The organism is Pseudoxanthomonas sp. PXM02, from assembly GCF_014851805.1.
Classification (GTDB): domain Bacteria; phylum Pseudomonadota; class Gammaproteobacteria; order Xanthomonadales; family Xanthomonadaceae; genus Pseudoxanthomonas_A.
The window spans coordinates 501,688-526,874 of sequence record NZ_JACVAK010000001.1 but is presented as its reverse complement, the minus strand read 5'-3'; the positions used below and the strand labels follow the sequence as shown (position 1 = coordinate 526,874).

Annotated in this window: 20 protein-coding genes and 1 tRNA gene; 10 read left to right on the top strand and 11 right to left on the bottom strand. The window is 68.2% G+C overall.

All coding sequences use genetic code 11. From position 1 onward, the window contains the following. The first annotated feature begins 132 nt into the window (after positions 1 to 132). The 4 genes from IB225_RS02370 to IB225_RS02355 all read left to right on the top strand — a co-directional run bounded on the left by IB225_RS02370 (position 133) and on the right by IB225_RS02355 (position 4,895). A complete protein-coding gene (locus tag IB225_RS02370) occupies positions 133 to 1,404 on the top strand; it encodes a hypothetical protein (protein WP_192309410.1) in 1,272 nt (423 codons plus the stop codon). A 63-nt stretch (positions 1,405 to 1,467) separates the two neighbouring features. After that, entirely contained in the window at positions 1,468 to 1,869 is a 402-nt protein-coding gene (locus tag IB225_RS02365) for a DUF2946 family protein (protein WP_192309408.1), read from the top strand. A 62-nt stretch (positions 1,870 to 1,931) separates the two neighbouring features. Beyond that, positions 1,932 to 4,133, top strand: a complete 2,202-nt coding sequence (locus tag IB225_RS02360; RefSeq protein WP_225583203.1) for a TonB-dependent receptor — start codon at positions 1,932 to 1,934, stop codon at positions 4,131 to 4,133. A 69-nt stretch (positions 4,134 to 4,202) separates the two neighbouring features. Then, a complete protein-coding gene (locus tag IB225_RS02355; RefSeq protein ID WP_192309406.1) occupies positions 4,203 to 4,895 on the top strand; it encodes a hypothetical protein in 693 nt (230 codons plus the stop codon). Between the two features lie 3 nt (positions 4,896 to 4,898). Here IB225_RS02355 and IB225_RS02350 read toward each other — a convergent pair whose 3' ends face one another. Both IB225_RS02350 and IB225_RS02345 read right to left on the bottom strand, forming a co-directional pair. Then, entirely contained in the window at positions 4,899 to 5,450 is a 552-nt protein-coding gene (locus IB225_RS02350) for a response regulator transcription factor (protein WP_192309404.1), read from the bottom strand. 13 nt (positions 5,451 to 5,463) lie between these two features. Beyond that, positions 5,464 to 6,699, bottom strand: coding sequence for an ATP-binding protein (locus tag IB225_RS02345; protein ID WP_192309402.1), 1,236 nt, complete (start codon positions 6,697 to 6,699; stop codon positions 5,464 to 5,466). A gap of 84 nt (positions 6,700 to 6,783) precedes the next feature. Between IB225_RS02345 and ispG the strand changes: the two genes are divergently transcribed. Together ispG and IB225_RS02335 are read left to right on the top strand one after the other, a co-directional pair. Further along, entirely contained in the window at positions 6,784 to 8,049 is a 1,266-nt protein-coding gene (ispG, locus tag IB225_RS02340; RefSeq protein ID WP_192309400.1) for a flavodoxin-dependent (E)-4-hydroxy-3-methylbut-2-enyl-diphosphate synthase, read from the top strand. 22 nt (positions 8,050 to 8,071) lie between these two features. Continuing rightward, the gene (locus IB225_RS02335) at positions 8,072 to 8,728 is read left to right on the top strand and encodes a phosphatase PAP2 family protein (RefSeq protein WP_225583202.1); all 657 of its coding nucleotides are present in this window, start codon (positions 8,072 to 8,074) and stop codon (positions 8,726 to 8,728) included. A gap of 99 nt (positions 8,729 to 8,827) precedes the next feature. Here IB225_RS02335 and IB225_RS02330 read toward each other — a convergent pair whose 3' ends face one another. Then, positions 8,828 to 9,436: a hypothetical protein gene (locus tag IB225_RS02330; RefSeq protein ID WP_192309398.1), complete on the bottom strand. Its 609-nt coding sequence runs from the start codon at positions 9,434 to 9,436 to the stop codon at positions 8,828 to 8,830. Positions 9,437 to 9,488: 52 nt separating this feature from the next. Continuing rightward, positions 9,489 to 10,904 (bottom strand): pectin acetylesterase-family hydrolase, encoded by a 1,416-nt coding sequence (locus IB225_RS02325; RefSeq protein WP_192309396.1) that lies wholly within the window; start codon positions 10,902 to 10,904, stop codon positions 9,489 to 9,491. 384 nt (positions 10,905 to 11,288) lie between these two features. Here IB225_RS02325 and IB225_RS02320 point away from each other — a divergent pair, with 384 nt between their 5' ends. After that, complete coding sequence (locus tag IB225_RS02320) at positions 11,289 to 12,230, top strand: DedA family protein/thiosulfate sulfurtransferase GlpE (protein ID WP_192309394.1); 942 nt, start codon at positions 11,289 to 11,291, stop codon at positions 12,228 to 12,230. A 12-nt stretch (positions 12,231 to 12,242) separates the two neighbouring features. Here the strand turns inward: IB225_RS02320 and IB225_RS02315 are convergent, their stop codons facing one another. Continuing rightward, a complete protein-coding gene (locus IB225_RS02315; RefSeq protein ID WP_192309392.1) occupies positions 12,243 to 13,139 on the bottom strand; it encodes a GGDEF domain-containing protein in 897 nt (298 codons plus the stop codon). A gap of 95 nt (positions 13,140 to 13,234) precedes the next feature. On the opposite strand from IB225_RS02315, the gene IB225_RS02310 reads away from it, so the two are divergent. Beyond that, positions 13,235 to 15,976 carry a serine/threonine-protein kinase gene (locus tag IB225_RS02310; RefSeq protein WP_192309390.1) on the top strand — a complete coding sequence of 914 codons (2,742 nt, stop codon included), beginning with the start codon at positions 13,235 to 13,237 and terminating at the stop codon, positions 15,974 to 15,976. Positions 15,977 to 15,991: 15 nt separating this feature from the next. On the opposite strand, the gene IB225_RS02305 is transcribed toward IB225_RS02310, so the two are convergent. From IB225_RS02305 to IB225_RS02280, 6 genes are all read right to left on the bottom strand, one after another. Next, positions 15,992 to 16,900: a DMT family transporter gene (locus tag IB225_RS02305; protein WP_192309388.1), complete on the bottom strand. Its 909-nt coding sequence runs from the start codon at positions 16,898 to 16,900 to the stop codon at positions 15,992 to 15,994. Positions 16,901 to 17,131: 231 nt separating this feature from the next. Continuing rightward, positions 17,132 to 18,172, bottom strand: a complete 1,041-nt coding sequence (gene murB, locus IB225_RS02300) for a UDP-N-acetylmuramate dehydrogenase (protein WP_192309386.1) — start codon at positions 18,170 to 18,172, stop codon at positions 17,132 to 17,134. Then, the gene (locus tag IB225_RS02295; protein ID WP_192309378.1) at positions 18,169 to 19,224 is read right to left on the bottom strand and encodes a quinone-dependent dihydroorotate dehydrogenase; all 1,056 of its coding nucleotides are present in this window, start codon (positions 19,222 to 19,224) and stop codon (positions 18,169 to 18,171) included. The genes murB and IB225_RS02295 overlap by 4 nt, the downstream gene beginning before the upstream one ends. Positions 19,225 to 19,238: 14 nt before the next feature. Further along, entirely contained in the window at positions 19,239 to 19,517 is a 279-nt protein-coding gene (locus tag IB225_RS02290; RefSeq protein ID WP_192309376.1) for a DUF4190 domain-containing protein, read from the bottom strand. A gap of 147 nt (positions 19,518 to 19,664) precedes the next feature. Beyond that, the gene (locus IB225_RS02285; RefSeq protein WP_192309374.1) at positions 19,665 to 21,197 is read right to left on the bottom strand and encodes an aldehyde dehydrogenase family protein; all 1,533 of its coding nucleotides are present in this window, start codon (positions 21,195 to 21,197) and stop codon (positions 19,665 to 19,667) included. Positions 21,198 to 21,455: 258 nt separating this feature from the next. Beyond that, positions 21,456 to 21,532 (bottom strand) — tRNA-Arg (locus IB225_RS02280). A 194-nt stretch (positions 21,533 to 21,726) separates the two neighbouring features. On the opposite strand from IB225_RS02280, the gene IB225_RS02275 reads away from it, so the two are divergent. Both IB225_RS02275 and thrA read left to right on the top strand, forming a co-directional pair. Then, entirely contained in the window at positions 21,727 to 22,347 is a 621-nt protein-coding gene (locus IB225_RS02275) for a hypothetical protein (RefSeq protein ID WP_192309372.1), read from the top strand. A 347-nt stretch (positions 22,348 to 22,694) separates the two neighbouring features. Beyond that, positions 22,695 to 25,187, top strand: a complete 2,493-nt coding sequence (thrA, locus tag IB225_RS02270; RefSeq protein ID WP_192309370.1) for a bifunctional aspartate kinase/homoserine dehydrogenase I — start codon at positions 22,695 to 22,697, stop codon at positions 25,185 to 25,187.

Below are 25,187 nucleotides of genomic sequence, written 5' to 3'. Positions count from 1 at the left end.
GCGCCGCGAAGACACCTGCGTCAGCCGGTCGCAGTCGGCCGGGTGGATTCCGTGATGGAATGTCGGCTCCCCGCGAACGGATATCCCGCGATGCCAGTGGCCTCTGTTTCCCGCGCGACGACATGCCGAAGCATGCTGGCGCTGCTCGCCATGGCCTCGATGGTCGCCTGCACGCCCTCGAACAAGGACGCGGGGGGAACGACACCTGCGACCGCGTCCCCGGTCGTCGAGACGTGGACGCTGCCGGCACCGGCGGGGGCAGCGCAACCGGATCTCGTCGCGACGCCGGAAGGAACGCTGCTGTTGAGCTGGCTGGAGCCTGCCGGCGAAGAAGCGTTGCGGTTCCGGCTGAGCCAGTGGAAGGCCAGCGCCGCGACGCCCGCCTGGTCGCCGCCCGTCACCATCGCCGAAGGCAAGGATTTCTTCCGCAACTGGGCGGACACGCCGCATGTGTATGCGCTGGAAGATGGTTCGCTGTGGGCGCACTGGCTGCGCAGCACGGGGCCTTCGCGGATGGACTACGGCATCGACCTGGTGCGTTCCGGTGACGGCGGCGCGACGTGGACGTCCCCGCAGCTGGTGCATCCCGCCGGCACGCCGGGTGACCATGGCTTCGTGACGTTCTGGCCGCAGTCGCGCGATCGACTCGGCATCGCCTGGCTCGACAGCCGGCAGAAAGCCGCCGCCGGGCATACGGGCCACGACGAAGGTGGGCACGACCACACAGGCGGCGCTGCGATGATGCTGCGCGCCGCGGTGTACGACCCGCAGGCGACGCAGGCGGGCGAGTGGCCGCTGGATGTGTCCACCTGCGACTGCTGCACCACGTCGTCCGCGGTCACGGATCGTGGCGTGGTCGTCGTCTATCGGGGGCGCGGTCACGGCGAGATCCGCGATACGCGCATCGTCCGCTTCGATGGCGAGCGGTGGACCGCGCCACGCGACGTGCATGCGGACGGCTGGCAGATCGCCGGATGTCCGGTCAACGGTCCGGTGGTGGTGGCCAGCGGTCGCCGCGTCTGGGTCGCCTGGTACACCGAGGCAGATGGCGAGCCGGAGCTGCGTGCTGCGCGCTCCGATGATGCAGGCGATACGTTCGGTGCGCCGGTGACGCTGGCGAGGGGCACGCAGGTGCTCGGTCGCCTGGGCCTGGCGTTGGCGGGCGATCATCTGCTGGCCAGCTGGCTGGAACAGGCGCCGGACGAACGCCAGACGCTGGTACTCGGCCGCTACGACGCCGCGTGGAAACAGGCGCAGCGTGTCGAGGTTGCAATGCTGTCCGCGCGTGGGCGTGCGAGCGGCATTCCACGGATGCAGTGGCAGGGCGATGCCGCGTGGCTGGCTTGGGTCGATGTGGAGGGCGAGGCGCCGCGCATCCTGGGTGCGCGCGTCGAGTTCCCGTGATGGGCCCGGGTGCGACACTCCGTCGCGCCTGATCATCGTGGGTCCACCGCTTAGAATCACCGCGTGATCCGCTCGTCCACCTTCCTGCGTCCGATGCTGCAGCTCGCCTTGCTGGCCGCGCTGCTGATGGCGTTCGCCCCGTCGGTCACGCGCTGGGTGGCCAGCGCCGGCGCGCAGGTGATGGCCGGCTGGACCGAGCTGTGTACGACCGACGGCATCAAGTGGGTCGATACCCGTGCGGAGTCGCCCGTGGGAAAGGAGTCGCCCGCACCCGCGGGCATGCCGATGGGGGCGGATTGCGCCTACTGCGTGCTCGCGGCGGCACTGCCGTTGCTGCTGCTCAGCATCGCCTTGCTGTTCCCGCGCGTTGCCGGTGGCGTCGTCGCGCGCGTCGTCCCGCTTCCACTCGCAAGGCGCCTGCGTCTGCGTGGCCTCGGCGGACAAGGACCGCCGCTCCTGCTCTGAACCACAAGACCCTTGATTGATCGTGCGGCCTGCGCGCCGCGTCCTTGTGCTTTGGAGTTTCCATGTCCCTGATGTTCCGGACGACGCTGCGTGCGTCGCGCCTGTCCGTGGCGGTTGCCGCGACCCTCTCGTTCCCCGTTCCGGCTCTTGCCGCCGAATCCGTCGTGCTGCCCGACGGTTCCCGCGCTACCCAGCTCGACACCGTCGAAGTCAAAGGTCACCGCGCCGGACTGGATCAATCCGCCGGCACCGGCACGCGTCTCGCGTTGAGCGTGTTGGAGACGCCCGCTTCCGTCACCGTCGTCGACCGCGCCACCCTCGACGCGCGCGGCGTGCGCACCACACAGGAAGCGCTGGCCGGCATCCCGGGGTTGACCGCCGCGTCACCGCCGGGCAACGGCAATGCGGTGACTTACCGCGGATTTTCCGGCAGCCAGATCACCCAGTTGTTCAACGGCATCGACGTGCAGTACGCCAGCATCGCCGCCCGGCCGGTGGATGCCTGGCAATACGAACGGGTCGAAGCCATCGGCGGCCCGTCGAGCTTCCTGTACGGCGCCGGTGCCGTCGGTGGCACGATCAACTACGTGACGCGGCTTGCGCGGCTGGATCGCGACGAGGCGGCGCTGCAGGCGTCGTGGGGGTCGTTCCGCGACGGTACGCTGGCGATGGGCACCAACCTGCGTATCGGCGGTCATGAGGCACGGCAGGCTATCCGCGTCGACGCGAGTGCGCGGGATGGCGAGAGCTGGGTTGACGGACAGCAGCGCGAAGCCGCCACGCTGGCCGCGTCCTGGCTGGTACAACTGGCGCCGTCGCTGCGCCACACCTTCGCGGTGGAACTGCAGCAGGAAGACAGCCGCCGTCCTTACTGGGGCACGCCCGTACGGCAGCCGGCAACGGGACGCCTGTCCGTGCTGCCGGAAACCATCGGCCGGAACTACAACGTCGCTGACGGCTATTACGGCCAGGATGTGCGCTGGGCGCGCTCGCTGCTGGAATGGACGCCGGGTGAGCGCGACACCGTGCGCAATACGATCTACCACTACGACGCGTTGCGCGACTACCGCAATGTCGAAAGCTACCGATTGACGGCCGACAATACCGGCGTCGTCCGCTCCGGCACGCTACTGCAGCGACACGACCAGCAGGTGTACGGCAACCGGATCGAATGGGCCCACACGGGCACGCTGTTCGGTCTCGCATCGCAATGGAACACCGGCCTCGATGTCAGCTATAACCGGCAGACACGGTTCCCGCTCTCGCTGTCGGCGACCGTCGACACCGTACCGCTGGATGCCGTCACGCCAGGGCACTTCCTCGATGTGCCCGGTGCGGCCCTCGTTCACACGCCGGACCGCACAAACCGGTTGCATGCACAGGCACTTTTCGTGGAGAACCTGACCGAACTGACACCGTCGCTGTCACTGCTGACCGGCCTGCGCCGCGATCGCATCGTGCTGGACGTGGTCAATCATCGCGCGGCATCGCCAACGAATCCTGCGCGCTTCGAGCGCGACTACACGCCGACCACCGGGCGCGTCGCACTCAACTGGGCCATCACGCCGCACGCCAGCGCCTACGTGCAGTACAGCACCGCAGCCGATCCGCCCGCCGGCATCCTCAGCACCGCCAACTTCGCCACGCTGCGCGACTTCGACCTGACCACCGGTCGCCAGGGCGAGATCGGTGCGAAGTTCCAGTCGCGCGACGGACGCAGCTTCGCCACGCTGGCCGCCTACCGCATCGTGCGTCGTGACCTCGCGATCACCGATCCCGACAATCCCGGCCAGACGCTGCCCGTAGGCCAGCAATCGTCGCGCGGTGTCGAAGCGACGTTCGGCTGGCGTCCGCTGGATGCGCTGCACGTGGAAGGCAACCTGGCCTGGGTCGATGCGACGCTGGACGACTTCTATGAAAACGTCGGCGGCGTCTCCGTGTCACGGGCGGGCAATCGTCCGACCAATACGCCGTCGAGCGTGGGCAATCTCTGGGTGGACTACACGTTCACGCCGCGCTGGTCGGCCGGTGTCGATCTGCGTGGCGTATCGTCGCGCTACGCCAATGCCGCGAATACGCTGTCCACGGCGGGTTACGCGACGTGGGGCGCGCATGTCGACCTTCGCTGGAACGACGCCACGACGTTGACGCTGCGCGGCCGCAATCTGGGTGACCAGACCCATGCCGTCTACGCGCTGGGCAGCACGATGGTCTACCTGGGCGATCCGCGCAGCTGGGAGCTGGTGCTGCGCAGGACCTTCTGATGCCGGCCGCGCACGGCGGCGACACGGATTTCGGTAAGGTAGCGACCGGACATCCGGAGGACTCCCGCCATGCGCGGTCTCGACTTCAGTTCGTGGCAGGGCCTGTTGACCACGCTGGCGGGGCTGGCGCTGATCACGCTGATCGGCGTCGGCATCCGCCTGGTGGTGATGCAGACGGTGCAGGAGCGACGGGCACGCGAGAACCGGCAGATCAACGAGCGCCTGCGTACGCTGATCGCCGCCTACAAGACGCTGGGCGGTTCGTTCACCGGTGATCTGGAAGTCGATCCCACCCATCTGCGCGAGCTGCGCCAGCGGGCCCGGGAGAGCGGCATCGACACTGCCGAGGACGGCAGCGACCGTGCGCGACGCATCCGCGATGCGGTCGAGGCGGCGCTGTCGGACATCATCCTGCTGGGCACCGACGAACAGGTGCGGCTGGCGGCGCAGGCAGCCGCCGATCTGGCCGCAGGCCGTCCCATCCATACCCACGATCTGGTGGTGTCGCTGCGCGATTTCATCCGCAGCGTGCTGGACCTAGAGCCGATCCCCGCCGGCCTGACGATTCCGCGTCAGGGCCCCGCGCGGCCGGCGCCGAACAAAGGCAAGGGCGAGGGCGGCAAGGGGGAAGGCCGCGGCGATGGCGAACGTGGTGGCGGCGGAGGTGGTGCAGGCGGTATGGGCGCCGGCATGGGGGCCGGTGCAGGCCTCGGGATGGGTGCGGGGCTGGCGATCGATCCGGAACGCGACGCCTCGCGCTGACCGCTATTCGTCGATCCAGCGACGCTCCGGACCGGGGCGCTTGGCCAGCTTGCGCTGCAACGAGCGCCGGTGCATGCCCAGCAACCTGGCGGCGGCGGAGATATTGCCTTCGGTCTCGGCCAGCGCCTGCTGGATGTGTTCCCACTCCAGCCGGCTCAGCGGCGTCATGGTGTCGTCGGTAGCGCTGGTGTCGTCGGGTGAGGCGGGCGCCTCCAGTCCGAGCGCGCGCAGGATGGTCGGCACCGTCGCCGGCTTCGGCAGGTAATCGTCGGCGCCGCGCTTGATCGATTCCACCGCGGTGGCGACGCTGGCGTAGCCGGTGACCAGCAGGATCTGCATGTCGGCACGCAACGCCCGCAGCGGCTCGATCAGCGTCAGGCCGGAATCGGCGCCCAGTTTCAGGTCGACCAGCGCGAAATCCGGCTGGTACTCGCGTGCACGCACCAGCGCGCTGGTGGCGTCCAGCGCGATCTCGGTCTCGATGCCCTTGCGCGCCAGGCTGCGCTGCAGCGTGCGCGCGTAGAGTTCGTCGTCGTCGACCAGCAGGCCTTTCATCGGTTGCCTCTCATCAGGGAGTTTCGTCGTTGCCCGCCACCGGCAGGCGGAACTGCACCTGCACGCCCTGCGGCGGCACGGCGCGCATGGTCATGCGCCCGCCCAGCCGCTCGATGGTGGCGTGTGACAGGGCCAGGCCCACGCCCATGCCCTCCGGCTTGCTGGTGCGGAAGAGTTGTTCGGACTGGAACGGCAGCGCTTCGTGGAAACCGTTGCCGTAATCGCGCACCGTGCCGACCAGTTCGTCGCCTTCGCAGCGCAGGTCCAGGTCCACGCGCTGCGAGCCGGCCTGGCGGCTGGCATCGGCGGCATTGTTGAGCAGCGCCTGCAGCAGGTGGCCGGTGGAGGCATCGGTCGCCAGCCAGGGCGGCAGCGCGCCGGTGCGCTGCAGCTCCACCGTCGGACGGATCAGCTGCCAGCGCTGCACCACGTCGTCCAGGTCCACGCGCTGGTGCACGCCCATGTCGGCGGAGGCGGCGAGGGCGCGCACGCGGTCGCGGCACACGTCGATCAGCTGGCGCATCGTGCCGGCGTCCTCGCGGATCTCGGGTTCCGAGGCGTGCTCGCGGATGTCCTCGGTCAGCAGGGTCATGGTGGCGAGCGGGGTGTTCAGTTCATGCGCGACGGCGGCCGCATGCGTGGCCAGCGCCACGATGCCCTCGTTGCGGGCGAAGCGTTCGCGCAGGCGTGCCAGTTCCTGTTCGCGCAGGCGCAGCGCGGCGACCAGGCGGGTGGAGAAGTACAGCACCACCGCGGCCGACAGGACGAAATTCACGCCCATGCCCCACAGGTGCACGTTGAAGTTGTTGCCATGCAGGTGCGGCAGCGGGCGCCCGAACACCGCGGTCAGCACGTAGCCGAGCAGGCAGGCCACACCCGTGGCGATCACCCAGCGCAGCGGCAGCGCCAGCGACGACACCGCGATCAGCAGCAGGAACATGGAACTGAACGGATTGCCGATGCCGCCGCTCCACGCCACCAGCCAGGACAGCACGGCCACGTCCACCAGCATGTGGGCGAAGGCCTCGGCGGCTGTTTCTTCACCGGGGCGGTGGCTGCGCCAGGTCGCGTAGACATTGAACAGCGCCAGCGCACCGATGCCGGCCCACAGGGGCCAGCGGGGCAGGTCGATACCGAGGGGACCCAGCGCTACCAGCACCGTCACCGCCTGGCCCACGATCGCGACCCAGCGCAGGTTGCACAGCGTGCGCAGGAACGACGGCGACAGGGTCAACAGGGTATTCGGCATGTTCACATGCTAGTGCAAGCCCGCGGGCAGGCGCCTGCGGCGTGATGTCGCAGGGCGGCAAGGCGCCCACGCTACAATGCCGCCATGCACGACGCCGTCACCCGCCCCACGCCCCCCACCGACGCCGCGCCCTGGCCGCGCCGCATCACCCAGGCCGTCCAGATCGGCAATGCCACCGTTGGCGGTGGCCGTCCGGTGGTGGTGCAGTCGATGACCAATACCGACACCGCCGACGTCGCCAGCAGCGTGAAGCAGGTGGCCGAACTCTGGCGCGCCGGCTCGGAAATGGTCCGGCTGACGGTCAACAACCCCGAGTCCGCTGCTGCCATCCCGCGTATCCGCGAGAAGCTGGAGATGATGGGCATCTCGGTGCCGCTGATCGGCGACTTCCACTACAACGGCCACCAGCTGCTGGCAGGCGAACCGGCCTGCGCCGAGGCGCTGGCCAAGTACCGCATCAACCCCGGCAACGTCGGCTTCGGCAAGAAGAAGGACACCCAGTTCGCCCAGCTGATCGAGTTCGCGATCCGCTACGGCAAGCCGGTGCGCATCGGCGCCAACTGGGGCTCGCTGGACCAGGCGCTGGCCGCGCAATTGATGGACGAGAACCACACGCGCGACGTGCCGTGGGATGCAGGCCGCGTGCTGCGCGAAGCGCTGATCCGATCGGCAGTGGATTCGGGTGAGCGCGCGGTCGAGCTCGGCCTGCCGCGCGATCGCATCGTGCTGTCGGCCAAGGTCAGCGGCGTGCAGGAACTGATCGCGGTCTACCGCGACATGGCCAGCCGCACCGACTTTGCGCTGCACCTGGGCCTGACCGAGGCCGGCATCGGCAGCAAGGGCATCGTCGCGTCCGCCGCCGCGTTGTCGGTGCTGCTGCAGGAAGGCATCGGCGACACCATCCGCATTTCGCTGACGCCGGAACCCGGCCAGTCGCGCACGCAGGAAGTGATTGTCGCGCAGGAACTCCTTCAGACCACCGGCCTGCGCGCCTTCACACCGATGGTCACCGCGTGCCCGGGCTGTGGCCGCACCACCTCGGAATTCTTCCAGGAACTGGCCAAGGTCGTGCAGGAGCATGTGCGCGGCAAGATGCCCGAGTGGAAAGTCACCCATCCGGGTGCGGAGACCATGACGCTGGCGGTGATGGGCTGCGTGGTCAACGGCCCCGGCGAATCGCGCCATGCCAACATCGGCATCTCGTTGCCGGGCACGGGCGAGGCACCGGCGGCGCCGGTGTTCGTCGATGGCGAGAAGAAGGTCACCCTGCGCGGCGAGAATATCGCGCACGAGTTCGTCGCACTGATCGACGACTACGTCGAGAGCAAGTACGCGCGTGTCGCCGGCTGAGAGGCTGGCACAAGGCAGTCGCTTGATCGCCAGCCTGCTGCGCGAGCATGGCGGCCGCCTGATCCTGCTGTTCCTTTGCCTGCTGGCGCCGCTGTGGGTCTTCGTCGAACTGGCCGATGAAGTCCACGAACTGGAAGTCTTCTATTTCGACGACCCGCTGCTGTGGCGCGCGCATGCGATGGCCGGGCCGGCGCTGGACCGCTTCTTCATCTTCATCTCCGCGATCGGCTACCAGTGGGGCGTGGTGCCGGTCGATATCGCGCTGACGATGGGCCTGCTGATCGCCAGGCGCTGGCGGGAGGCGACCTTCGCCGGCGTGTCGTTCGCCGGCTCGGCGCTGCTCAACATGGCGACCAAGCAGTTCTTCCAGCGCGATCGTCCCTCGTTGTGGGAATCCATCGCGCCGGAGCACACCTTCAGCTTCCCCAGTGGCCATGCGATGGGCTCGGCCACGCTGGCGATGGTGGTCGTGCTGCTGTGTTGGCATACGCGCTGGCGCTGGCTGGCGGTCGCGCTCGCCGGCAGCTTCGCACTGCTCGTCGGCGTATCGCGCATCTACCTGGGCGTGCATTACCCCTCGGACATCCTCGGCGGCTTCGCGGCCGGCCTCGCCTGGGTGTCGGGCGTCTACCTGGTGCTGTATCGCGTGCGAGGAAGGCCGTGGCGGGTGGGCAGCTAGGTTTCTTTGTTGTGGGAGCGACGTAAGTCGCGATAGACCACCTGTAACGCCTCATCGCGACTTACGTCGCTCCCACACCTGTTTCTGCCTGCATCTGTTTTAAGGCGCGTAGGCGCGCTCCCGCTCCTCCTGCAACCGCTGCCGCAGGTACTGGTCGCGGGTGAGCCCGGCCGGTATCGACGTCATCGCCATCACTTCCGCCACCACCTGCGCTTCGCGCGCCTTGTAGGACTGGAAGTGCGGGTCGTTCGCCTGCTGCGCGGCAAAGGCCGCCATGCGCTGGTCGGCATGCGTGCGGTAGCGGTCGGCGATCGCCGCCACTTCCTCCGCCTGCCGCGCCGGATCTTCGATGGTGGCTTGCACCAGCGCCGTGCGCAGCAGCACCGCCTCGCCGGCCGACAGGCCGCCCTCGGCTTCATAGCGGTCGATCTGGCGGGTCAGTGCATCGGCGCGCTCGCTGCGCTCCACCGCACGCAGCGACGGGGCGCGGGCAAAGAAGTCCTTCGCGTCGGCTTCGAAGCGCTGGCGGTCGCGATGCACCTGTGCCTGCGGCGTGGCCTGCAGTGCGTCCCGCGCTGCTGATGACGGTGCTGGCATAGCGCTGGCGGCGGGCGCGGAGGGCGGCGCGATCCATTTCGCGGGCCACAGGTACATGACCGCGACCGCCAGACCGGCCAGCACGACAAGGGCGACGAACATGGCTTTCATGCGTTCTCCTGCGAGAGGGGCGGCCATCCCGCGGCGGCCCCTGACGATGGCCTCAGCCCATCAGCTGGTCGACCAGCCAGTACAGCAGGTTGAACGGCTTGGCCTTGTCGGCCTTGTCGTCCTGCTCGCTGGCGTCGAGCACCTTGCCCTGGCCGTCGAGCACGCTGTCGATGAAGTGCTTCAGCTCCAGGTTCTGCGCCTGCACGTCGGCGTTCTTGAAGTCGACGATGGTAGTGCAGTGGCTCTCGTTGAGCGCGCGGTACTGCGGGAAGTAGCCGCCAAAATTGTTCAGTCCGTTCAGGCGATCGCGCAGGCGTGCCGTGTCGGTGTCCCAGCGCGCATGGATGCGGGCTTCCTTGGTGGCCTGGTCGGGCGCATTGGCGATGTCGGGATAGAAGCGCTCATACGAGTACGAGGAATAGTTGAGGTCCTTCCAGAAATGCGTGTGGCCGAGGCGGTCGCCGGCGTACTTGCTGGACAGCGCCGGGTACAGGCTGCCGAGTTCGTTGAGGTCGAACTGCGGCAGGCCACTGGCCAGGTAGGGCAATGGGCCATTGGGCTGGTCCAGACCCCAGGCGCTGCGGATCAGCGCCATCAGCGGCTGCGAGGGATAGTCGACCGGATTGCCGTTCTTCGGAGTGGGGAAGATCGGGCCGGAGTCGTCGATCAGGAAGCTGCGCGTCGGCGCCAGGTCGCGGCGCAGCGGGTGGTAGCTGGTCAGGCTGCCGGCGCCACCGGCGCTGCAGCCGGTGGACAGCATCTGCGTGGGACGCGGCAGGTTGTCCTTCAGCCAGCTGACGACCGCGCGCACGTTGCGCGCGCCGTTGTGGTGCCACACCAGCGGCGCGTTCTGCCTGCTCGGATCGTTGTACACGGCCACCTTGTCGCCGCTGTAGATGTCGCCGGTGCAGTAGGGCACGTAGACCATGTTCCAGCCCTGCGTCTTGACCCCGTCGAAGGGGCTTACGCGGGTGACGAACGGGCTGACCAGGCTGGCGCCGGGATTCAGCAGGCCCATGTAGTCGTCGGGGATGCCGTTCGGATTGCGCGCGCCGCGGATGCCGCTCTGGCCGCTGCAACTGGCGTAGTCCCAGCACGCGCCGCCGCCTTCCATGTAGATGATGGTGTTACGCGTATCGGCCACGCGGTTGACGAAGAACTTGAACGGCGAGCCGTCGCCGCAGACCGCGCCGGTGGACGGTGCCAGCTGGATCGTCTGCCAGGCGTCGTAGCGGCCGGGCTGGAAGCCGTCGTTGAAGCCGGACGGGTTCGACAGCAGCGGGTAGTTGCCGGTGCGTTGCGCCGGCGTGACCTTGTTGTCGGCCTTGGGCGGCGAGACCAGGTTCACCAGGGTCTGCCAGAAGCTGTAATCGCCTTCCTCGGCTTTCAGCGGGGCAGCGACCGCGAGGGTCAGCGTGGCCGCGGCCAGGACGAGGGGCAGGCGGGCGGGACGTACGGGTACGACCATGATCGGATCCTCCGGCGAGAGTCAGAGCGGACGTTCAACGGGATGGACTGCCTTGGCGTGCGGCACCCGTGGGGGCGGCGACCGTACAGCGGCGAATGGTGGTGGCTCCATCCGTCGGTGGGATTAAGTCCACGTGATGGCCTGGGCTTTGGCTGCCGTCGCCCCCGACATTGGCCGCGATGCCCCCCTTTGGGCGCCCCCGGGCAGGGCAGGTAAACGGAGCGATCCCGCGCCGCAGCACGCACCAGCTTTTTTGTATCGGCGTGCGCCATCGTGGCCCGGTAACGGATCGTTGCATGCCCGTGGCTTGCCGCACCGCCATCGCAGGCAGACCATGCGCACTCGCCGCCGCGTGTCGCGCCGGCTTCTGGCCTGGGGATCGGGATGCAGGAACTGGTCGACCGCTACGGCGTGCTGCTGGTGTTCGCCAACGTGCTGGCGCTGTCGCTGGGTTTGCCGGTGCCGGCGATGCCCACGCTGATCCTGGTCGGCGCCGGGCTGGCGTTGCAGCCGGAAGCGATGTGGTTGCCGCTGCTGGGCGTGCTGGCGGCGTCCGTCGCGGCCAGCCTGATCGGCGACAGCGTGTGGTTCTACGCCGGTCGCCGTTACGGCAACCGCACGCTGCAGTCGTTGTGCCGCCTGTCGCTGTCGCGCGATACCTGCATGAAGCGCACCGAGCGTTTCTACGGCCGGTTCGGCATCCGCATCCTGTCGGTGGCGAAGTTCATTCCCGGCCTGTCGATGGTCTCGGTGCCGCTGGCCGGCGCCATGCAGTCGCGACTGCCGCCGTTCCTGCGCTACGACGGGCTGGGCGCGACGCTCTGGGCGACGCTGGGCCTGGGACTGGGCGCGGTGTTCTCGCGGCAGGTGGAAACCGTCATCGACACGCTGTCGCAACTCGGTACGGGCGCAGGCGTGCTGGTGGGCATTGCGCTGGCCGCATACGTGGCCTGGCGCTGGTGGCGCCGCCGCACGCTGCTGAAATCGCTCGAGGCGGCGCGCATCGAACCGGCGGAACTGGATGCCCTGATACAGGCCGGTACGGCGCCGGTGCTGTTCGACATCCGCGCGCCGGGCTTCCGCGATGTGGATCCGTACGTCATCCCGGGCGCCGTGTTCGCCGACGAGCGCCAACTCGATGGCATCCTCACCGGCTATCCGCGCGAGGGGAAGATCGTGATCTACTGCGCCTGTCCAGATGAAGTCTCGGCCGCCTGGATGGCCGGCCGGTTGCGTGCGGCAGGTTTCCGCGACGTGCTGCCGCTGCGCGGCGGCATCGATGCATGGCGTGCACGGGGACTCGGCGTGGATCCGCTGGCGCGCTGACGTGCGCGGCCGTCAGTGTTCGATGCAGACCCGGTTGCGGCCTTCGCTCTTGGCGCGATACAGCGCGGCGTCGGCGGCCGCCATCATGCGGCTGACGGTGTCGCGTTCCGGCGTCAACGCGGCGATGCCGATGCTGACGGTGATCGTCTGCGGCTCGCCACCAGGGCGGAACACCACGCCCGCCACCGCTTCGCGCAGGCGCTCGGCAAACCCGTAGGCCGCGTCCGGCCCGCATTCCGGCAACAGCACCGCGAACTCCTCGCCACCGATCCTCGCCGCAGCATCGTCGTTGCGCACGTGCCGGCGCACCAGTCCGGCGATCTGCTTCAGCACGTGGTCGCCGGAGATGTGGCCGTAGCGGTCGTTGATCGGCTTGAACAGGTCCACGTCGATGATGCACATGGTCAGTTCGCGCTGGTGCCGCATCGCGCGCGCGATCTCCTTCTCCACCGTCTCGATGAAATGCCGGCGGTTGTACATCTCCGTCAGCGCATCGTGGGTGGCGAGCTGGTAGATCTCCTCGTGGTAGCGCGCTTCCACGCTGCTGTGGCTGATGAACTTGAGGATGCTTTCGCCCAGCGTGATGTGGTCGCCATCGGCGAGCGCCACTTCGGAGACCACCGCATCGTTGACGCGGGTGGTGTTGGTGGCGCCCAGGTCGCGGACCCGGTAGCTGTCGCCCTCGCGCCAGATCTCGCAGTGCAGGCGCGAGACGCTGTTGTGCGGGATGTGCAGGTCGGCTTCCTGCGAGCGGCCGACGCGCACGCGGGCGGTGTCGATGTCGGCGCGCCGGCCCAGGCCTTCGCCATGGATCACCACCACGCACGCGGACCGGTGCGAGGCCGGCCGGGGGCCGTCGCTCAGGATGGTCCGTTGCGTGGTCGGTGGATTGAGGAAGTCCCGGGACATGCGTGCGCGACAGGCAGGTGCGGGACCGAGTGTAACGGATCGATCGGTCAACTCACGCTTCCGCTACCATGGCCGGGCGCACCGGGGACAGTGGCATGACATCGCAACCTTACGACGACCTCGCACCCACCGAGAGCCTGGCCACGCGCCTGCAGGATGCGCCCACGGCGGCGGACGGCACGCTCGCGCCCGGCGCGCGGCTGGGGCACTACCGCATCGAGGGCCTGCTGGGCCGGGGCGGCATGGGCGAGGTCTACCGCGCCGCGCAGCTGGAGCCGGTCCGCCGCGAGGTGGCGCTGAAGCTGATGCGCGTCCAGCGCCTGCAGGCGCGCCACCTGGCCTGGTTCGAGGTGGAACGGCAGGTGCTGGCGCAGATGCGCCACCCGGCGATCGCCCAGATCTACGACGCCGGCACCACCGGGGAGGGCTATCCGTTCTTCGCGATGGAGCTGATCGACGGCAGCCCGATCACCCGGTACTGCCGTGACCAGCGCCTGTCGCTCGACGCGCGCGTGGCGCTTTTCATCCGCGTCTGCGAAGGCGTGCAGCACGCGCACCACAAGGGTGTGGTGCACCGCGACCTCAAGCCGGGCAACCTGCTGGTGGACACGCTGGACGGCCGCCCCGCGCCGAAGATCATCGACTTCGGCATCGCCATGGCCGCATCGCTGGCGGGCGATGCTGCGCTGGAGCGCGCCGGCACGCCCGAATACATGAGCCCCGAACAGGCGCACGGCGGCGCGGGCCAGGTGGACACGCGCAGCGATGTCTATTCGCTGGGCGTGGTGCTGTGCGAACTGGTCACCGGTGTGCGTCCCGAAGCGGCTGGCGAGACCTGGTCGGCCGACACGCCCACCGCTGTCGCGCCGTCGTCGAGGCTGGCGGCGTTGCCCGCCGATCAGGCGGCGCAGATGGCGCAGGAACGCGGCCTGTCGCTGGGGCGGATGCGCGAGCGCCTGCGCAGCGACCTGGACTGGATCGTGCTGAAGGCCATGCAGCACGACCGCGACGCGCGCTACGACTCGGCCGCCGCGCTGGCCGACGACCTGCAGCGCTACCTGGATGGCCGCGTGGTATCGGCCGTGCCGGCAAGCCGCGGTTACGTGTGGCGCAAGTTCCTGCGACGCCATCGCGCGGCGGCCGTCGCGGCGGGCTTTGCGTTGCTGGCGTTGCTGGGCGGGCTGGGCCTGTCGTTGTACGGCCTGCAGCAGGCGCGCACGCAGCGCAGCCTGGCCGAGGCGCGTAGCGCGGAACTGGAGAAAGTGGCCGCGTTCCAGCAATCGATGCTGGAAGGCATCGACATCGAGACGATGGGCGTCGGCTTGTCGGAAGGCCTCGTGCGCCAGGTCAGCAGCCTGGATCCGTCGGCCGCCGATGCCTTCGGCATCACCCTGGCCAAGACCAGCACCAACGATCTGGCGCGCGATCTGGTCGACCAGCAGCTGCTGGCGAATGCCGAGGACGCCATCGCGCGCGACTTCGCCGACCAGCCGGAAGTGGCCGCCAGCCTGCGCGAATCGGTCGGCCATGTGTACTCGGCGATCGGGCGGTACGACAAGGCGGCTGCGCACTTCGGACAGGTCGCCGACTACCGCAGTCGCGTCCATGGCGAAGGCGCACAGGAAACGTTGCGCGCGCGCGACGACCAGGTACAGGCGCTGCTGGAGGGCGCGCACATCGACCAGGCGGAGGCGGTGCTGCAGAAGGCGCTGCCGCGTGCGTTCGCGTTGCCTGACAACGACCGCGTGCGGGTGAAGCTGGAACTGGCGCAGGCGCAGGTGATTTCCGCGCGCGGCGACCGGCCGCGCGCCAAGGGTGTGATCGAAGCCGTGCAGGCGCGGTTGCTGGCCACGGCCGGCGAGCGGGATCCGGCGACGCTGGAAGCGACCAACGACCTGGCCGCCGTGCAGCGCAACCTCGGCGAATTGCCCGAGGCGCGCGCGAACATGGAGAAGGTGGTCGCGCTGCGCACCGCCACGCTGGGTCCCGACAACGAGGAGACGCTGTCGGCCATGGGCAACCTGGCGGTGCTGCGCATCATGAACCGCGAGAAGGATGCCGCGATCACCCTGCAGCGCGACCTGACCGATCGCTACGTGCGCAAGCTGGGCAGCGAACACCCGGTTACGCTGCAGGCACGCAGCACGCTGGCGACGATGATGATCGACGGCGGCGACGTGGCATCGGTGAAGACCGCACTGCCGCTGCTGCAGGACGTGCTGGCCGCGCGCGAACGCGTGCTGGGTCGTGAGCACCCGCAGACGATCCGCACGCGCCTGAATCTTGCGACCGCGCACGCCCGGCTCAAGGACTTTGCGGCGGCCCTGCCGCTGGAAGAGCAGGTCATCACCGCGCGCAGCCGCGTGCTCGGTCCCACTCATCCGGACACGCTGTCGATCCTGGTCAACCATGCCGGCACGCTGCTCAACGCCGGCCAGGCGGAAGCCGCGTTGCGCCTGCTCGGCGACGTGCAGCCGCTGGCACTGAAGACGCTGGGCGAGAAGCATCCGCAGGCACAGATCACGATGGTCATCCGCGCCGAAGCGCTGCGCGTGCTGGGCCGTGCTCCCGAAGCGCTGCCGGAATACCTGCGGCTGTTCGAGCTGCGGCGACGCCTGCTGGGCGAGACCGACATGGAAACGCGGGTCGCGGCCTGGAACCTGATCGATACCTACAACGAGCTGGGACGCAAGGCGGACGCCGAGCCGCTGTACCGTCAGTATGTGGCGCCGCTGCTGACGGCGGATCCCAAGACACTGGACGACGATGACGCCCGCTTCGTCGAGCTCTACCGCGAAGGCAAGCGACCCGGCAAGCAACCGACCCGTCGCGGCTGAGTCAGCGGGGCTGCTTCATTCGCCCGGTTTGGCGCCGGCGCTCGGTGCTTCCGATGCGGCGCGACGCGACAGCACGGCTTCGCGGTGCGCGATGTAGGCGTTCGCGCCGAAGATGATGCCGGCGCCGACCAGCGTCCAGGCATCCAGCGTCTCGTCGAACAGCATCCAGCCGAACAGCGCGACGACCGGCAGCTGCATGAAGCTGATCGGCGTGAGCGCGGACACTTCGCCCAGCTTCAATGCGCGCGTCCACAGCATGTGGCCGCCGGTACCGAGCACGCCGGCGGCGATCACCCAGACCCAGGTGATGCCTTGCGGCCATTCCCACACGGCCAGTGCCGGCAGCAGCGACATCGGTACCCACAGCAGGGTGGTGTAGATGACGATGCGGTCGGCAGGCTCGGTGTTCGAGAGCTGCTTGATCTGGATCGCGACCAGGGCGCTCATCACCGCCGCCAGCACGGCGATCATCGCGTCGACGGTGAACTGCGACGTGCCCGGACGCACGATGATCAGCACGCCGATGAAACCCAGCACCACGGCCGTCCAGCGGCGCGCGCGGACCTGCTCGTTGAGCATCGCCGCGGCGGCGAGGGTGACGAACAGCGGGGTGGAGTACGACAGCGAGACCGCCTGCGCGAGCGGCAGGTGGCCGATGGCCCAGAACCCGGCCAGCATCGAGCAGATGCCGATGACGCAGCGGAACAGGTAGCGCGGGAACTGGGTGGTCTTCAGGAAGCCAGGGCCGTGGCGCAGGATCAGCGGCGCGGCGGCGAGCAGGCCGAAGAAGTTGCGGAAGAAGGCGATCTCGAAGGTATGCAGCGTGGCGGAAGCCAATCGGATCGCCACCACCATCAGCGCGAAGAACACCGTGCTGCCCAGCATCAGCACGGCGGCGCGATAGTGGGCGGGCAGGGTGGGCATCAGTGTTCCGGATCAGCCCCTTCCCCCGCCTGCGGGGGAAGGTTGGGATGGGGGTGGACAGCATCGCGGAGGTCGACCGTACCGCCGATCCTTGTCGGCATGGCGAGGCGTAGCGGTCGAGTTCGTCTCGCAAGCGGGCGGCGATTGGCTCCGGTCGGCCCCCACCCCAGCCCTCCCCCGTGAACGGGGGAGGGGGCGGCACGCTGGGCACGGATGCACGTCATCGCAGGACTACCAGGTCGCTCCGATGATCTTCGGTTCCGGCTCGATGTGGACACCGAAGCGTGCGTGAACCGATGCGGCGATCTTCCGCGCCAGCGCCAGCAACTGCGCACCGGTCGCCTCGCCGTGGTTGACCAGCACCAGCGCATGCGCGGCCGACACGCCGGCGTCGCCGTCGCGATGTCCCTTCCAGCCGCAGGCCTCGATCATCCAGGCCGCCGACAGCTTGCGGTTGTGCACGGCATCGCCGCGGAACACCGGCAGGGTGGGGTAATCGACCAGCAGCGCGTCGGCCTGCGCCTGCGAGACGATCGGATTCTTGAAGAAGCTGCCTGCATTGCCGACTACCGCCGGATCGGGGAGCTTGCGCTGGCGGATGCGGATGACGGCTTCGCCGACATCGCGCGCGGTCGGCGCATCGATGCCCATGGCGCCCAGTTCCTCGCGGATGCCGGCGTAGTCCAGCCGCAGCGTGGGCGTGCGCGGCAGCACGAACTCCACCGCGGTCACCAGATAGCGGTCGACGTCGTGCTTGAACACGCTGTCGCGGTACGCGAACGCGCAGGCGTCCCGATCAAGCCGCACGCGCACACCGGTGCGGCGGTCCAGCGCCTCGACGACGTGGATGAATTCGCCCACTTCGGTGCCGTACGCGCCGATGTTCTGGATCGGCGATGCCCCCACGGTGCCCGGGATCAGTGCCAGGTTCTCCAGCCCGCACAGGCCCTGTTCCAGCGTCCACATCACCAGCGGGTGCCAGGCGACACCGGCATCGGCGCGGACGAGGGCCTGCTGGCCGTCGTCGGACAGCACGCGCAGGTCGTGCGTCGCCATCGCGATCACCGCGCCCGGCGCGTCGCCGGCGAACAGCAGGTTGCTGCCGCCGCCGATCACCAGCGATTCGCTGCCGGTCACGACTGGCAGTGCCAGCACGTCGTCCAGCGCGGCGACGTCATCAACCTCGATCAGCCACGGCGCCCGCGCGGGCACGCCGAACGTGGTCCGCTCGCGCAACGACGCGTTCTCGGTCACGCGGTAGCCCGTTGTCATTCCGGGGCTACCGGACCGCCGCTGCGGGCCTCGCGGCGGCGGCGGATGGCTTCCACGCATTCGCGGACCAGTTCGGGGCCGCGGTAGACCAGGCCGGTGTAGCACTGCACCAGGGAGGCGCCAGCGGACATCTTCGCCACCGCATCGGCGCCCGACAGGATGCCGCCCACACCGATCAGCGGGATCGAATCCGGCAGGCGCGTACGCAGCCGGCGCAGCACCAGCGTGGACTGGCCCATCAGTGGCGCCCCGGACAGGCCGCCGGTTTCGCGTGCGTGCGCATGCTCCTGCACGCTGATGCGGGATACCGTGGTGTTGGTGGCGATGACGCCATCCACCTGCATGTCGCCGAGTACACGCGCGACCGCATCGATGTCGCTGTCGGACAGGTCGGGTGCGATCTTCACCAGCATCGGCACGCGCTTGCCGTGCTGGGCCGCCAGGTCTTCCTGTGCCTCGCGCAGCGTGCCGATCAGCTGGCGCAGGGCCTGCTCTTCCTGCAGCTCGCGCAGGCCGGCGGTGTTGGGCGAGGAGATATTGACGGTGATGTAGTCCGCCAACGGATACACGCGTTCCAGACAGTAGAGGTAGTCGGCGGCGGCGCGCTCGTTGGAGGTGTCCTTATTCTTGCCGATGTTGATGCCGAGCAGGCCACGGTCCCGGCGAGCGGACTCGACGTTGCGGATCAGCGCATCGACGCCTTCGTTGTTGAAGCCGAGGCGGTTGATGACGGCCTGATGCTGCGGCAGGCGGAACATGCGCGGCTTCGGGTTGCCCGGCTGCGGCTTCGGCGTGACCGTGCCGATCTCGACGAAGCCGAAGCCCAGCGCGAACAGCGCATCGATGTGTGCACCGTTCTTGTCCAGGCCGGCGGCCAGGCCGACGGGGTTGGGGAAGGTCAGGCCCATGACCTTGGTGGGCATCGGCGTGATCGGGCGCGCCATCAACGGCGTCGTGCCGGTGCGGTAGGCCAGGTCGAGCGCCTTCAGGCCCATGCCATGGGCGGTTTCGGCATCGAGGCCGAAGAGGAAGGGGCGGGCGAACGAATACATGGAGGCGCGCGGGCTCAGCTCAGCGTCGCCAGCCAGGCCAGGCCGCCCAGGAACAGGAAGAACACCAGGATGCCGACGATCCACAGCAGCGCCGATACCCAGCCCAGTACCAGTCCGCCGATGGCCAGGCCGTCGCCGTCCATCGTGCCGGCGCTGCGACGGATCTCCGCGCGCGCCATGTGCCCGGTGATGATGGCCACGATCGTGCCGATGAAGGGCAACAGGGTCCAACCGAGGATGCCGGACACGAGGCTGGCGATGGCGAGACTGCTGGTGGTGCGGACTGGGTTCATCAGGGGCTCCGTGCAGGGGTCAGGGAGGCGCGATGGCGCTCGTTCGGGCGCACAAAAAAATGCGCCACCCGTTGGGGTGGCGCGATTATCCCAGATGAAAGCCCGTTCAGGGCGGCCGGCATGCAGGCATGCCGGCCTTGCCTCCGGTCAGAGGTCGAACTTGATGCCCTGCGCCAGCGGCAGCGAGTCGGAGTAGTTGATGGTGTTGGTCTGGCGGCGCATGTAGACCTTCCAGGCATCCGAGCCGGACTCGCGGCCGCCGCCGGTTTCCTTCTCGCCACCGAACGCGCCGCCGATCTCAGCGCCGCTGGTGCCGATGTTGACGTTGGCGATGCCGCAGTCGCTGCCGGCCGCCGACAGGAACTGTTCGGCCGCCTTGAGGTTCTGCGTGAAGATCGACGACGACAGGCCCTGCGGCACGGCGTTCTGCATGTCGATGGCTTCGTCGAGGGTCTTGTACTTCATGACGTACAGGATCGGCGCGAAGGTCTCGTGCTGGACGACCTCATCGGAATTCTTCAGACCGGTGACGATCGCCGGCAGGACGAAGTTGCCCGGACGGTCGATCGCGGTACCGCCGGTCTCGACGGTGCCGCCGCTGGCCTTGGCCTTGGCGACGGAGTCCAGGAACTGCTGCACCGCGCCCTGGCTGTTGAGCGGGCCCATCAGGTTGGCCGGGTCGGTCGGGTCGCCGATCTTGCCTTCCACCTGCTTGTACGCCTTGATCAGCGTGGCCAGCACGTTGTCGTAGATGGATTCGTGCACGATCAGGCGGCGCGTGGTGGTGCAGCGCTGGCCGGCCGTGCCGACGGCGCCGAACACGATGCCCGGCACGGCCAGCTTCAGGTCGGCGGTTTCGTCCAGGATGATGGCATTGTTGCCGCCCAGCTCCAGCAGGCTGCGACCCATGCGGCGTGCGACGCGCTCACCGACCGTGCGGCCGACCTGGGTGGAGCCGGTGAAGCTGATCAGCGGGATGCGCTTGTCGTCGACGAACTGCTGCGCCAGCTCGACGCCGGCGTCGTTGATCAGGAAGAAGATGTCCGGGAAGCCGCCGGCTTTCAGCGCGTCGTTGCAGATCTTCATGCTGGCGATCGCGGTCAGCGGCGTCTTGTTGGACGGCTTCCAGATGCAGATGTCGCCACAGATGCCGGCCAGGAACGAGTTCCATGCCCACACCGCAACCGGGAAGTTGAACGCGCTGATGATGCCGACCAGGCCGAGCGGCTGGTACTGCTCGTACATGCGGTGGCCGGGGCGCTCGGAGTGCATGGTGTAGCCGTACAGCATGCGGCTCTGGCCCACGGCGAAGTCGGCGATGTCGATCATCTCCTGCACTTCACCATCGCCCTCGGGCTTGCTCTTGCCCATTTCCAGGGCGACCAGCGAACCCAGCGCGTCCTTGTGCTTGCGCAGCGCTTCGCCGCACAGGCGGATGGCTTCACCACGACGCGGGGCCGGGGTGGTGCGCCAGATCTTGAACGCGGCCTGCGCGCGGGCGACGACCTTTTCGTAGTCGGCCTGGCTGCTGGCGTGGACCTCGGCGATCAGCTCGTTGGTGGTCGGGTTGATCGACTGCAGCAGGCCGGCGTCGGTGGTGGTGGACCACTCGCCGCTACCGAGGTAGGTGCCGGAGTTGGTGCTGGCAAGGCCGAGGGCCTTGAGGAGGTCTGCGGGCATGAAGTGCTCCAGGGGATCGGATACGGAGGACGCCAGCGGAAACCGTGGCGTCGCAGGGGGCACGATTCTATCAGAGCGACGTGCGTCGGCCGCGCGTAACTCCGTGTTTTTCAAGTGGTTCTTGCGCAACAAGCGCTTGCGTGCGCGAGCGTTGATCCGCTGCCGGGTTTTTTTCGGTTCGCCGACGGGCGATGACGGCGTTCGGCGATTCGCCGAGCGGGTCCGGGCAGGCGCGCTGCGCCGTCGGACGAAGAAAGATGGTGACCCCGGCGCGATTCGAACGCACGACCTGTCCCTTAGGAGGGGACCGCTCTATCCAGCTGAGCTACGGGGCCATCGGCGGCGCCAAGAATAGCGCAGTCCCTCAAGGGCCCCAAGCGCGCTGCGCGACCAGGGATCGCGGGGCGTGCCGCATGTTTCGATCGGTTCGGATGGCATCGGGGCACTTTGACGGCGGTGCGGAGAAATCCGATATCCGGCTGCCGCATCGCAAGGCAAACTCGCGTCACGGATCACTTCGGGAGCTCGCATGGCTTGCAGGAACCATCAGTCGGCAACATCCACGCACCGTCCAACAGCATTTGCGGCGATGTGTTGTCTCGGTTTGCTCGCATTCGGTCTCGTTCCGTTTGTTCACGCGGCTCCGGGTGAGGAGTCCAATGGGCAGCTGGACGAGAATGTTTACGACATCACCTTTCAATGCTCATCCGAGCGATCGAGCCTCATCCTCTCGGATCAGCCTCCTAGCCCATTGCGCGGGTACGAAACACGGAATGTCGATCTGGGTGCGCTGATCACGTATGAAAAGGACGATCTGAGAGATGAGGTCCGACGCACGGGAGCGAAGTCCATAAGTTCGGAGTGCGGGGCGCTGACCGTCGTCATACAGGGCGCCTACTTCAATGCAAACCCGCAAGGCGAACTTGGAGCGGCTGAGGATTACGCCGTCGTCACCATCCGGCAGGGAGCGCGCGTACTTATCGGGCCGATTGCCTTGGGGAGGTGTTCGAAGGGCAACCCCCGCTACGACATCCACGCCAAGTGCCCTGGACAGTGGGCGACACGTGTGGCGATGCGCGCTGGACCGGACGGCGTCTACTCGGTTGCGCTGGAGCGCGCTTATGACGAATGGCTGACGGTGACGCCGTAACGGCACGTGCAGCCAAGGCGGCAGGATTGGTTTCAGTTGCATCCATCTGAAATCATTGGCTTTGTTGCGTCGCAACGCTTGACAGCCCCCCGGGGTGGCGTGTTTCTCTTTCGCCATGCGCTCCCATGCACACCACGCGACGTCCCCGACAACGGCTCTTCAGCCGGCGGTGTCGCGTGCAGGCGCCGGGCGCACGGGTATTACCACCACCATTACCACCCTGACTCGTCGGGTGCGGTTGGTTGTGTTCGCGTAGTTCGCAGACCACGGCCCCGCACCCGGATCAGGATGCAGGGCCAACCCACTTCCTGATGCGTGCCGGGCCTCCTTACCGAGGTTCCTGACCCATGTCGTCCCGCAACGCCGAAGTCGAACAATCCAAACACCGCACCGTCGTCCACAAGTTCGGCGGTACCTCCGTCGCCGATGCCGAGCGTTACCGCCATGTCGCGCAGCTGCTGCTCGCACGCGACGAGGAGGTGCAGGTCACCGTCGTGTCCGCGATGAAGGGCGTGACCGATGCCCTGATCGAACTCTGTGAACTGGCGGCGGCCAATCGGCCGGAATGGCATGAAAGCTGGCATGACCTGCGCGCACGCCATCGTGGCGCCGCCGTGGCGCTGCTGGGCGAAGCGGCGGGGCCGGTCATCGAATGGGTGGATGAGCGCTTCAAGAAGCTGGAGGACATCCTCAACGCGCTGATCGTCATTGGCGGCCTGCCGGAGCTCGTCCTGCAACGGGTGCAAGGACTGGGTGAAGTGTGTTCGGCGCGGTTGCTGGGCGAGTACCTGACCCTGCAGGGCGAGGAATGCGCGGTGCTGGATGCGCGCGATGTGCTGCGCGTCGACCACGGTGATCTCGGCGTGGTGGTCGACTGGGAAGTCAGTGCGCAACGATTGGCCGACTGGAAGGTGGCCCATCCCCAGCGCCGTGTGGTGGCCACCGGTTTCGTGGCGCGCGATCGCGAGGGTCGCTTCACCACGCTGGGCCGCAACGGCAGCGACTATTCCGGAGCGATCTTCGCGGCGCTGTACGATGCCGACGAGCTGCACATCTGGACGGACGTCGACGGCGTGCTCTCCGCCGACCCACGCGTGGTGCCGGAGGCGGTGCAACTGGGCGCGCTGAGCTACGACGAGGCCTGCGAGCTGGCCTACTTCGGTGCCAAGGTCGTGCACCCGCAGACCATGTCGCCGGCGATGGAGCGCGGCTTGCCCATCATCATCCGCAACACCTTCCACCCGGAGCATCCGGGTACGCGCATCACTGCCGAGCGCGATGCCGTGGGGCCGGTGAAGGGGCTGACGCTCAGCGCCGACCTGGCGCTGCTGAATCTGGAAGGCACTGGGCTGATCGGTGTGCCCGGCACGGCGGAACGCGTGTTCGCGGCGTTGCGCAACGCACATGTGTCCGTGGTGATGATCTCGCAGGGTTCCTCGGAGCACTCGATCTGTTGCGTGGTCCGGGCCAGCGAAGCGGCCAAGGGACAGGCGGCGCTGCTGGAGGCGTTCGCACACGAACTGGATACCCGCCAGATCCAGCGCGTGCAGCGCCGCGATGGGGTCAGCGTGCTCGCCGCGGTCGGCGACGGCATGGCGGGCACGCCGGGCGTGTCGGCACGCCTGTTCGGTGCGTTGGCGCGCGCCCAGGTCAACATCCTGGCGATCGCGCAGGGCTCGTCCGAACGCAACATCTCCGTGGCCATCGACGGGGCCGACGCGACCAAGGCGCTGCGCGCCGCGCACGCCGGCTTCTGGCTGTCGCCGCAGACCTTCGCGGTCGGCGTGATCGGGCCGGGTAATGTTGGTGGTGCGCTGATCGAACAGCTGCGCGCCGCGCAACCGCAACTGCTGGGCAAGGCCAACCTCGATCTGCGTCTGCGTGCGATCGCGTCCAGCAAACGCATGTTGCTGGACGAGCGCAGCATCGGCGCCGACTGGCGCGCGCGTTTCGACGCCAGCACGCAGTCCGCCGACCTCGAGCGCTTCACCCAGCACCTGCTGTCGGCACACATGCCGCATGCGGTGATCGTGGACTGCAGTGCCAGCCCTGCGGTTGCCGAGCGCTACGCCGAATGGCTGGCTGCCGGCATCCATGTGATCACACCGAACAAGCAGGCCGGTGCCGGTCCGCTGGCGCGCTATCACGCGATCCGTGATGCGGCCGCGGCCAGCGGTGCACGCTTCCGCTACGAAGCGACCGTCGGCGCCGGCCTGCCGGTGATCTCCACACTGCGCGACCTGCTGGATACGGGCGACACGGTGGTGTCGGTGGAAGGCATCTTCTCCGGCACGCTGGCGTGGCTGTTCAACAAGTTCGATGGCAGCGTGCCGTTCTCGCAGCTGGTCACCGAAGCGCGTGGGCTGGGTTACACCGAACCGGATCCGCGCGATGACCTGTCCGGTACCGACGTCGCGCGCAAGCTCGTGATCCTGGCGCGTGAGGCCGGGCGTGAGCTGGCGCTGGAAGACGTGCAGGTGGAAAGCCTGGTCCCCGAAACGCTGCGCCAGGCCAGTGTCGACGACTTCATGTCGCGACTCGGCGAAGTCGATGCGGTGTTCGCCGAGCGGCTGGCCAAGGCGCGCGCGGCAGGCAATGTGCTGCGCTACGTCGCCAGGCTGGACGCGGAAGGCCGCGCGAGCGTCGGACTGGTCGAAGTACCCGCGGCGCATGCCTTCGGCAACCTGCGGCTGACCGACAACATCGTGCAGTTCACCACGCGCCGTTACTGCGACAATCCGCTGATCGTGCAGGGACCGGGCGCCGGCCCGGAGGTGACCGCGGCGGGTGTGTTTGCCGACGTGCTGCGCGTGGCCGCAGGGCAGGGCGCAAAGCTGTGA

Excerpts from the sequence above, each read along its gene's own strand:
- IB225_RS02370 (WP_192309410.1), top strand. The coding sequence starts at position 133 with ATGCTGGCGCTGCTCGCCATGGCCTCGATGGTCGCCTGCACGCCCTCG.
- IB225_RS02360 (WP_225583203.1), top strand. The coding sequence starts at position 1,932 with ATGTCCCTGATGTTCCGGACGACGCTGCGTGCGTCGCGCCTGTCCGTG.
- IB225_RS02355 (WP_192309406.1), top strand. The coding sequence starts at position 4,203 with ATGCGCGGTCTCGACTTCAGTTCGTGGCAGGGCCTGTTGACCACGCTG.
- IB225_RS02350 (WP_192309404.1), bottom strand. The coding sequence starts at position 5,450 with ATGAAAGGCCTGCTGGTCGACGACGACGAACTCTACGCGCGCACGCTG.
- IB225_RS02345 (WP_192309402.1), bottom strand. The coding sequence starts at position 6,699 with ATGCCGAATACCCTGTTGACCCTGTCGCCGTCGTTCCTGCGCACGCTG.
- ispG (WP_192309400.1), top strand. The coding sequence starts at position 6,784 with ATGCACGACGCCGTCACCCGCCCCACGCCCCCCACCGACGCCGCGCCC.
- IB225_RS02330 (WP_192309398.1), bottom strand. The coding sequence starts at position 9,436 with ATGAAAGCCATGTTCGTCGCCCTTGTCGTGCTGGCCGGTCTGGCGGTC.
- IB225_RS02325 (WP_192309396.1), bottom strand. The coding sequence starts at position 10,904 with ATGGTCGTACCCGTACGTCCCGCCCGCCTGCCCCTCGTCCTGGCCGCG.
- IB225_RS02320 (WP_192309394.1), top strand. The coding sequence starts at position 11,289 with ATGCAGGAACTGGTCGACCGCTACGGCGTGCTGCTGGTGTTCGCCAAC.
- IB225_RS02315 (WP_192309392.1), bottom strand. The coding sequence starts at position 13,139 with ATGTCCCGGGACTTCCTCAATCCACCGACCACGCAACGGACCATCCTG.
- IB225_RS02310 (WP_192309390.1), top strand. The coding sequence starts at position 13,235 with ATGACATCGCAACCTTACGACGACCTCGCACCCACCGAGAGCCTGGCC.
- IB225_RS02305 (WP_192309388.1), bottom strand. The coding sequence starts at position 16,900 with ATGCCCACCCTGCCCGCCCACTATCGCGCCGCCGTGCTGATGCTGGGC.
- murB (WP_192309386.1), bottom strand. The coding sequence starts at position 18,172 with ATGACAACGGGCTACCGCGTGACCGAGAACGCGTCGTTGCGCGAGCGG.
- IB225_RS02295 (WP_192309378.1), bottom strand. The coding sequence starts at position 19,224 with ATGTATTCGTTCGCCCGCCCCTTCCTCTTCGGCCTCGATGCCGAAACC.
- IB225_RS02290 (WP_192309376.1), bottom strand. The coding sequence starts at position 19,517 with ATGAACCCAGTCCGCACCACCAGCAGTCTCGCCATCGCCAGCCTCGTG.
- IB225_RS02285 (WP_192309374.1), bottom strand. The coding sequence starts at position 21,197 with ATGCCCGCAGACCTCCTCAAGGCCCTCGGCCTTGCCAGCACCAACTCC.
- IB225_RS02275 (WP_192309372.1), top strand. The coding sequence starts at position 21,727 with ATGGCTTGCAGGAACCATCAGTCGGCAACATCCACGCACCGTCCAACA.
- thrA (WP_192309370.1), top strand. The coding sequence starts at position 22,695 with ATGTCGTCCCGCAACGCCGAAGTCGAACAATCCAAACACCGCACCGTC.